7 protein-coding genes and 1 riboswitch are annotated in these 7,294 nt (G+C 64.0%); of the genes, 4 read left to right on the forward strand and 3 right to left on the reverse strand.

Annotated elements, in window-relative coordinates; all coding sequences use genetic code 11:
• Nucleotides 1–258 precede the first annotated feature (258 nt).
• Nucleotides 259–1,248, forward strand: coding sequence for an AraD1 family protein (gene araD1, locus Q0L57_RS01120; RefSeq protein WP_296736562.1), 990 nt, complete (start codon nt 259–261; stop codon nt 1,246–1,248).
• 26 nt (nt 1,249–1,274) lie between these two features.
• On the forward strand, nt 1,275–1,727 hold the full coding sequence (locus Q0L57_RS01125; RefSeq protein WP_296736565.1) for a hypothetical protein: 453 nt from the start codon (nt 1,275–1,277) through the stop codon (nt 1,725–1,727).
• Between the two features lie 15 nt (nt 1,728–1,742).
• On the opposite strand, the gene Q0L57_RS01130 is transcribed toward Q0L57_RS01125, so the two are convergent.
• Nucleotides 1,743–2,837 carry a 2'-deoxycytidine 5'-triphosphate deaminase gene (locus tag Q0L57_RS01130; protein WP_296736567.1) on the reverse strand — a complete coding sequence of 365 codons (1,095 nt, stop codon included), beginning with the start codon at nt 2,835–2,837 and terminating at the stop codon, nt 1,743–1,745.
• Between the two features lie 117 nt (nt 2,838–2,954).
• Nucleotides 2,955–3,032, forward strand: a riboswitch (SAM riboswitch).
• 56 nt (nt 3,033–3,088) lie between these two features.
• On the opposite strand from Q0L57_RS01130, the gene Q0L57_RS01135 reads away from it, so the two are divergent.
• Entirely contained in the window at nt 3,089–4,276 is a 1,188-nt protein-coding gene (locus tag Q0L57_RS01135; protein WP_296736569.1) for an O-succinylhomoserine sulfhydrylase, read from the forward strand.
• A gap of 45 nt (nt 4,277–4,321) precedes the next feature.
• On the opposite strand, the gene Q0L57_RS01140 is transcribed toward Q0L57_RS01135, so the two are convergent.
• Nucleotides 4,322–5,467: a ceramide glucosyltransferase gene (locus Q0L57_RS01140; RefSeq protein WP_296736603.1), complete on the reverse strand. Its 1,146-nt coding sequence runs from the start codon at nt 5,465–5,467 to the stop codon at nt 4,322–4,324.
• A 321-nt stretch (nt 5,468–5,788) separates the two neighbouring features.
• Between Q0L57_RS01140 and apaG the strand changes: the two genes are divergently transcribed.
• Nucleotides 5,789–6,181 (forward strand): Co2+/Mg2+ efflux protein ApaG, encoded by a 393-nt coding sequence (apaG, locus tag Q0L57_RS01145; RefSeq protein WP_042641259.1) that lies wholly within the window; start codon nt 5,789–5,791, stop codon nt 6,179–6,181.
• A 175-nt stretch (nt 6,182–6,356) separates the two neighbouring features.
• On the opposite strand, the gene Q0L57_RS01150 is transcribed toward apaG, so the two are convergent.
• Nucleotides 6,357–7,292, reverse strand: coding sequence for an Hsp33 family molecular chaperone (locus tag Q0L57_RS01150; protein ID WP_296736601.1), 936 nt, complete (start codon nt 7,290–7,292; stop codon nt 6,357–6,359).
• Between the last annotated feature and the right edge of the window lie 2 nt (nt 7,293–7,294).

Raw genomic sequence — 7,294 nt, forward strand, 5'->3', positions numbered from 1 at the left:
CTGGTGCTGCTCGGCGCCGTCATCTTCGACGTCTACAACAAGAACAAGGCCTGAAAGCCGGAAGCAAGCACTTAGGAGGCATACGGGTTTTAGATCGCTGAGCTGCCGGCAACCCGTCGGCGCCAAGAAGTCCCGGCAAGGACCAGGCTCGCGAGCGCAATCCGGACGAAAAGTTTCAACCGTGGCGCGGATGTTCTCCGGGCCGCGCAGGCCGGGGTTTGCCCATTGGCAACCGGGCCAAACGAGAGAGGACCCATCATGCTGATCTCCCAGATACTCGACGACGCCGAAACGATCCGTGTCGTTGCCCGCACCGGCGGCAAGACCAGAGTGATCAACGGCGCGCGCAGCGTCTATTCGCTGGCGATGGAGGCCGCGCGGACAGGTATCGGCCTGGAGGCGCTGATCGAACGCAAGGGCTATGGCGAGACGGTCGATCTCGACGCCGCCTACAAGAAGGGCCGGATGGTGTCGCCGATCAACCATCCGGATCCCGCGCATCTGCACCTCACCGGCACCGGCCTCACGCATCTGGGATCGGCGGCAACGCGCGATTCCATGCACAAGAAGCTCAGCGACGGCGAGGAACAACTCACCGATTCCATGAAGATGTTCCGCATGGGGCTCGAAGGCGGCAAGCCGGCGAAGGGTCAGGTCGGCGTGCAGCCCGAATGGTTCTACAAAGGCAACGGCACCATGGCGGTAGCGCCCGGCGCGCCACTCATGTCGCCCGCCTTCGCGCAGGATGCCGGCGAGGAGCCGGAGATCGCCGGGATCTACATCATCGGTGACGACGGCGCCCCTTTCCGGGTCGGCTTCACTCTGTCCAACGAGTTCTCCGATCACGTGACGGAGCGCGTGAACTATCTGTTCCTAGCTCACTCCAAGCTACGCAACGCCTCGTTTGGCCCCGAAATCCTGATCGGCGATCTGCCAGCCGACATCAGGGGCTCATCGCGCATCCTGCGCGACGGCAAGGTTCTGTGGGAAAAGCCGTTCCTGTCGGGCGAGGCGAACATGTCGCACACCATCGCCAATCTGGAACACCACCATTTCAAATATTCGGCCTTCCGCCAGCCGGGCGACGTGCATGTGCACATGTTCGGCACCGCGACGCTCTCCTTCGCCGATGGCATCAGGACCGAGGCCGGCGACACGTTCGAGATCGAGGCGAAGGATTTCGGCCTGCCGCTGCGCAATCCGCTGGAGATCGAGAAGCCGGTCAAGGTGTCGGTGAAGGCGCTGTAGGACAGGACCGAGATTTGGAGGGAGGAATGAAGCGCATCCGGCTCAGCCTCGGGTTCACCGGCTTAGTGCTGGCGATTGCCTGCTCCGCCTCGACCGTTTACGCCGCCGGGAAATGCAGCCCAAAAACCTACCGTGAAGCCCGATCGGCAATGTCGAGCCGCCTCCTGGCCACCGGATACTCAAGGACGCAGGTGAACTTTCTTATGCGCAATGCGGATCGCACGACATCGGCGTTGCGCGCCGACGAGCTGAACGATAGCGGCCAGGCTTGCGGCATCGACTCCGCGAGAGCCCATGTCCTCGGATGTCTCGACAGGCAATTGTTCCCATTGGGAGCGGGCTCAAGCTCTCCGCTTGACGAAACGAAGCAGACCAAGGGGTTTTGGGGCAGGAAGCGCCTGACCGTGCGAGAGCTGCTGTTTATCGGCCATTTCCATGCCTGCCTCGGCGCTGCGGAAGAATATCTCTTTCGCCACTGACAGGACCAGTGGCGATCAGCGCGCTGCCCTAAAATGCTTTGAAAGCTTCAGGCCCTGCGCCTGATAGTTCGAGCCGAGGTCGGTGCCGTAGAGCGCCTGCGGACGCTTCAACATATGCTCGTAGACCAGACGCCCGACGATCTGGCCGTGGTCGAGGATGAACGGCACTTCATGGCTGCGAACTTCGAGCACCGCCCGGCTACCCGTGCCTCCGGCGGCGGAATGACCGAAGCCCGGATCGAAGAAGCCAGCATAGTGCACGCGGAACTCGCCAACCAACGGGTCGAAGGGCGTCATCTCGGCGGCGTATAGAGGCGGCACATGCACCGCTTCCCGGCTGACCAGGATGTAGAATTCATCCGGGTCGAGCACCAGTTCGCCGGCCCCGCTCTTGTAGAGCGGCTCCCAGAAGTCGACCACGTCCTGCGCGGCGCGCTTGTCGACGTCGACAAGGCCGGTGTGGTGCTTGCCGCGATAGCCGACCAGCCCGTCCTTGTCGCCGTCGAGATCGATCGACAGCGCGATGCCACCGCCGGAGATGTTGGGCGGCTCGGTGGCTACCAGCATTTCGGCGCGGTGGAGGTCGCGCAGCTCGTTTTCCGATAGCAGCGCATTGCCGGTGCGGAAGCGGATCTGCGACAGGCGCGAGCCTGCCCGAACGACGATCGGGAAGGTGCGCGGACTCACTTCGAGGTAGAGCGGTCCATGATAGCCGGCGGCGATCTTGTCGAACTCGTGGCCGCGGTCGGTCATGACGCGCGTGAATATGTCCAGCCGCCCTGTCGAGCTCTTCGGATTGGCCGAGGCAGAGACATTGGCCGGCAGCGCCAGGCTTTCGAGCAACGGCACGATATAGACGCAGCCCGTCTCCAGCACGGCACCTTCGGCGAGGTTGATGTCGTGGAGCTTCAGCCGGTCGAGCTTGTCGGCCACCAGATGATCAGGGCCGGGCAGGAAGGAGGCGCGCACGCGATAGGCCTTGTCGCCCAGCCTCAGATCGAGGCTGGCCGGCTGGATCTGGTTGGCATCGAGCGCACGCGGCGACTTCAGCGCGTTGGCCTCAAACAGCGCCGCGATGTCCTGATCCGGAAGAATGCCTGTCTGCCGCAAGGTCTGGCTCCGATCGAAAGGCCGGGCAAAGGACCTAAGCAGGCTCTTGCCGCCCGGCTGGTATAAACCTCTTAATGAAGCCGGCAATTGACGCAAGCGTGGCGCGGGTCTAAAGGGTCGTTATCCCGTGGTGATTTGGCCGGTCGGCTTGCAGCCACGTTAAACAAGTCGCTAAAGGACCGTCGAGCCGCAAGGCTATATGGACCGGTTGCGACTTCGCGGCCGGTTTTTTTGTGTTTGGAAGCAGAGCTATGAGCAAAGAGCGTAACTGGAAGCCTCAGACGGCACTCGTGCATGGCGGAACCCTGCGTTCCGGTTTCGGCGAGACCGCCGAAGCGATGTATCTCACCCAGGGCTATGTCTACGAGACCGCCCAAGCGGCGGAAGCCCGCTTCAAGGGCGAGGAGCCCGGCTTCATCTATTCGCGCTACGCCAACCCGACCGTCGACATGTTCGAAAAGCGCATGTGCGCGCTGGAAGGCGCCGAGGACGCGCGCGCCACGGCTTCCGGCATGGCCGCGGTCAGCGCCGCGTTGCTTTGTAGCGTCAAGGCGGGCGACCATATCGTCGCTGCTCGCGCGCTGTTCGGCTCCTGCCGCTGGGTGGTAGAGACGCTGGCCCCGCGCTACGGCATACAAGCGACGCTGGTGGACGGAACCGACATCGCGAACTGGGAAAAGGCGGTGCGGCCGAACACCAAGCTTTTCTTCCTGGAAAGCCCGACCAACCCGACATTGGAGGTGGTCGACATTGCCGCCGTTGCCGCGCTCGCCAATTCGATCGGCGGCCGCCTGGTCGTCGACAACGTCTTCGCCACCCCACTGCAGCAGAAGCCGCTGCAGCTCGGCGCCCATATCGTCGTCTATTCGGCGACCAAGCATATCGACGGACAGGGGCGCTGCCTCGGCGGCGTCATCCTGTCGGACAAAAAATGGATCGACGAGAACCTGCACGACTATTTCCGCCACACCGGCCCGAGCCTTTCGCCGTTCAACGCCTGGACGCTGCTGAAGGGCCTTGAGACGTTGCCGCTGCGCGTGCGCCAGCAGACCGAAAGCGCCGGCCGGATCGCCGACTACCTGGCCGAACGGCAGGAGATCGCCCGCGTCATCTATCCGGGCCGGGCCGATCACCCGCAGGCCGACATCGTCAGGAAGCAGATGTCGGGCGGCTCGACGCTGATCTGCCTCGATGTCAAGGGCGGCAAGCAGGCGGCCTTCGCCTTCCAGAACGCGCTCGATATCGTGCTGATCTCGAACAATCTCGGCGATGCCAAGAGCCTGATCACCCATCCGGCGACGACGACGCACAAGAACCTGAGCGACGACGCGCGGGCAGAGCTCGGCATCGGACCAGGCACTCTCAGGCTCTCGGTTGGTCTGGAAGACACCGACGATCTGCTGGAGGACATCGAGCAGGCGCTGAAGGCGGCGAGATAGCAGCCGACCAGGCGCCAGGTTAAGCGCGCCTAAGCCGCAATCGGCTCAGGCGAGCTCTTCCAGTTCAGTCATCGCCTTGGTGCGGATGGTCATGGCGTTGCCGCGCCATTCGACGGCACCACCGAACCAGGCGCGCGCCCAGATGGCGGGCAGCATCGCGTCGCGCACGATCATCGCGGTGACGCTGCGCGGCGACAGGTACCAGCCCTTGGCCGAGGCCAGCAGGCATTCCGGCAGGTAGGCGATCGCCAACACGCACAACGCCGTCGTGGGCAGGCTGACGCCGGCGCTTGCCGCGGCAATCAGCGCGAGGAGCAGCGGCATCGCCGCGCCCGTCAGGATTTCGGGCGCGAAGAACAGCGGGAACGTGACGCGGCGCAACCGCGCCCAGCGCGCCTGGCGCGACCAGATCTCGCTCAAAGTGCGCTGGCCGAGCGGCTGCTCGAAAGGCGAGGCGACGAGATTGACGCGCAGCCCCAAGCCGTTGACCAGCTTGGTGGCGGCCGCGTCCTCGGCGATCTCGGCGGCCAAAGCCTGGATGCCGCCATTGGCGTCCAGCATAGGCTTGTTCCACAGCATGCTCTTGCCCTGGGCAAAGCCGAGGCCAAGCGCCTCGCCGGCATACTGCCAGCGCGCCTGCAGCGAATTGAGGAAGGCGCATTCGACCTCGGCCCAGAAGCCGGCCGGTCGCGAGCCGATCGGCGTCGAGCAGACGAGGCCGGTATCCGGGCCCCATGCCGCCATCAGGTTCTGGACATAGTCCCTCGGCATCAGCACGTTGGAATCGGCAAGGATCACCCAATCGTGCCGTGCCGCCTGCCAGCCCTTGACGCAGTTGTTGAGCTTGGGATTGGCGCTGACGCGGTCGTCGCCGATCAGGAGCCGCGCCGGAACCTCCGGGTAGCGCTCGATCGCCGCATCGATGAGCTTGACCACCGGGTCTTCGGCATGCGCGACACAGAAGATCAGCTCATAGCCCGGCCAGTCGAGCGAGAAGGCGCGCTGCAAGGTTTCTTGCGTGAACGGTTCGACGCCGCGCGACGGCACGATGATCGAGACAGGCGGCTGCCCGCCGGCAGGCGGCGCGATGACACGCCGCCGTTTCAGCCGCGACGAGGCGAGCAGGATACTGGTGAGATTGGACAGGAGAAGGGCTGACGAAGCCAGGCCGGCTGCGATAGTCATTTCCATCGAGATCTGGTCACTCCCGATCGAGAGCTTCACCGTTTCACGGAAGCGGCGAACCACTCTATCTCTTTGTTTTCTCACAATTCCGGACGGAAAGCCGTTCACACTTTTCCTGGAATTGCTTCAGGCCGCACGCGGCCGTTTAATCAGTCGACAGAGCGCCCCGAGTCGCCCGGCACGGTTTGTGCACACCAACATTGTCATGTGTCACTTAAATGACATTGTTTTTCGGCACTTGCGCTTAAAGGCTGGCAGCATGGTCTGCGCTTCGCCTACTAAGAGCGGGGCGTGACGAGTGTTCCGCGATGGCAACCGGAGTGGCCCATGTATCGCGCAGTGACGCGCAACATCGAAGTGCTGGTCAGGCCTTTCTATCTGGAAGACCGATCCGATCCGTCCGAAAACCGCTATGTCTGGGGCTATCAGGTGACGATCGACAACCGCTCCGACGATTTCGTGCAGCTTTTATCCCGTTATTGGCACATCACCGACGGGCAGGGCCGGGTGGAAGAGGTGCGGGGCGCGGGCGTCGTCGGCGATCAGCCGGAACTCAATCCCGGCGACAGCTATCAATACACTTCGGGCTGCCCGCTCTCGACGCCGTCAGGCATCATGGTCGGCCACTACACGATGCGCAACGGCCGCGGCGAGACGTTCGATATCGCGATTCCCGCTTTTTCGCTCGACATGCCAGGCACAAGGCGCACGGTGAATTAGCCTCTTTCTCCCCGTTTACGGGGAGAAATGCCCGGCAGGGCAATGAGGGGCAGCGCCGAGCTTTCGAGATTTCCTTTAGACGACAGCGTCGGGGACCATCTTCACCAACGATGGCGCCGCCCCCTATCCGTCCTTCGGGCACCTTCTCCCCGTGAAACGGGGAGAAGGAAGAGCCTCACTTCGCCGCCGCGAACTCGGCCGGGTCGAAGTCGTATTGCGTGGAACAGAACTCGCAGGCGACATGGATGCCGCCATCCTCGGTCGAGTCCTTGATCTCCTGCGCCGAAAAGCCTTCCAGGATGCCGTGGATCTTCTCGCGCGAGCAGGAGCACTGGTCGTCGACCGGCACGCCACGGAAGACGCGTACGCCGTGTTCGTGGAACAGTCGGTAAAGCAGCCGCTCGGCGCCCACGGTCGGATCGATCAGCTCGGTCGGCTCGATCGTGCCGAGCAGCGCCAGCAATTCCTGCCAGGAATTGTCGGCCGGCTGGTCCGTCACATCGCGGTTGTCGCCGTCGCCGCCCGAAATATCGGGGATGCGCATGCGCTCCGGCGCCTGCGGCAGGAACTGCGCCAGGATGCCGCCGGCGCGCCACTGCTCGCGCGCTCCGGCGGGGCCGGGCGTGACCAGCTTGGCGACCGACATCTTGATCTCGGTCGGAATCTGTTCCGACTGGCGGAAATAGGTGCGCGCGGCGTCCTCCAGCGAGGTGCCGTCGAGCTGGACGATGCCCTGGTAGCGCTGTGTGTGCGCGCCCTGGTCGATGGTCAGAGCCAGCACGCCGTTGCCGAGCAGCGTCTGCTGCGCCGTCTCGCCGGCGGCGATCAGCGCCTCCAGCCGGTCGGCATCGAAGCGCGCATAGGCGCGCAGCGCCTGCGGCGTGGTGAAATCGGCCACCAGCATGTCCACCGGGCCGTCGGTGCGGGTCTGCAGGATGAACTTGCCTTCGAACTTCAGCGAAGTGCCGAGCAGCACTGTGAGCACGCAGGCTTCCGCCAGCAGGCGGGCGACCGGCTCGGGATAGTTGTGGCGGCTCAGAATCGCGTCGAGCATCGGCCCGAGCTGCACGGTGCGGCCGCGCACGTCGAGCGGCGCGACCTCGTAGGGCACGA

The organism is Mesorhizobium sp., assembly GCF_024509055.1.
Classification (GTDB): Bacteria; Pseudomonadota; Alphaproteobacteria; order Rhizobiales; family Rhizobiaceae; genus Mesorhizobium.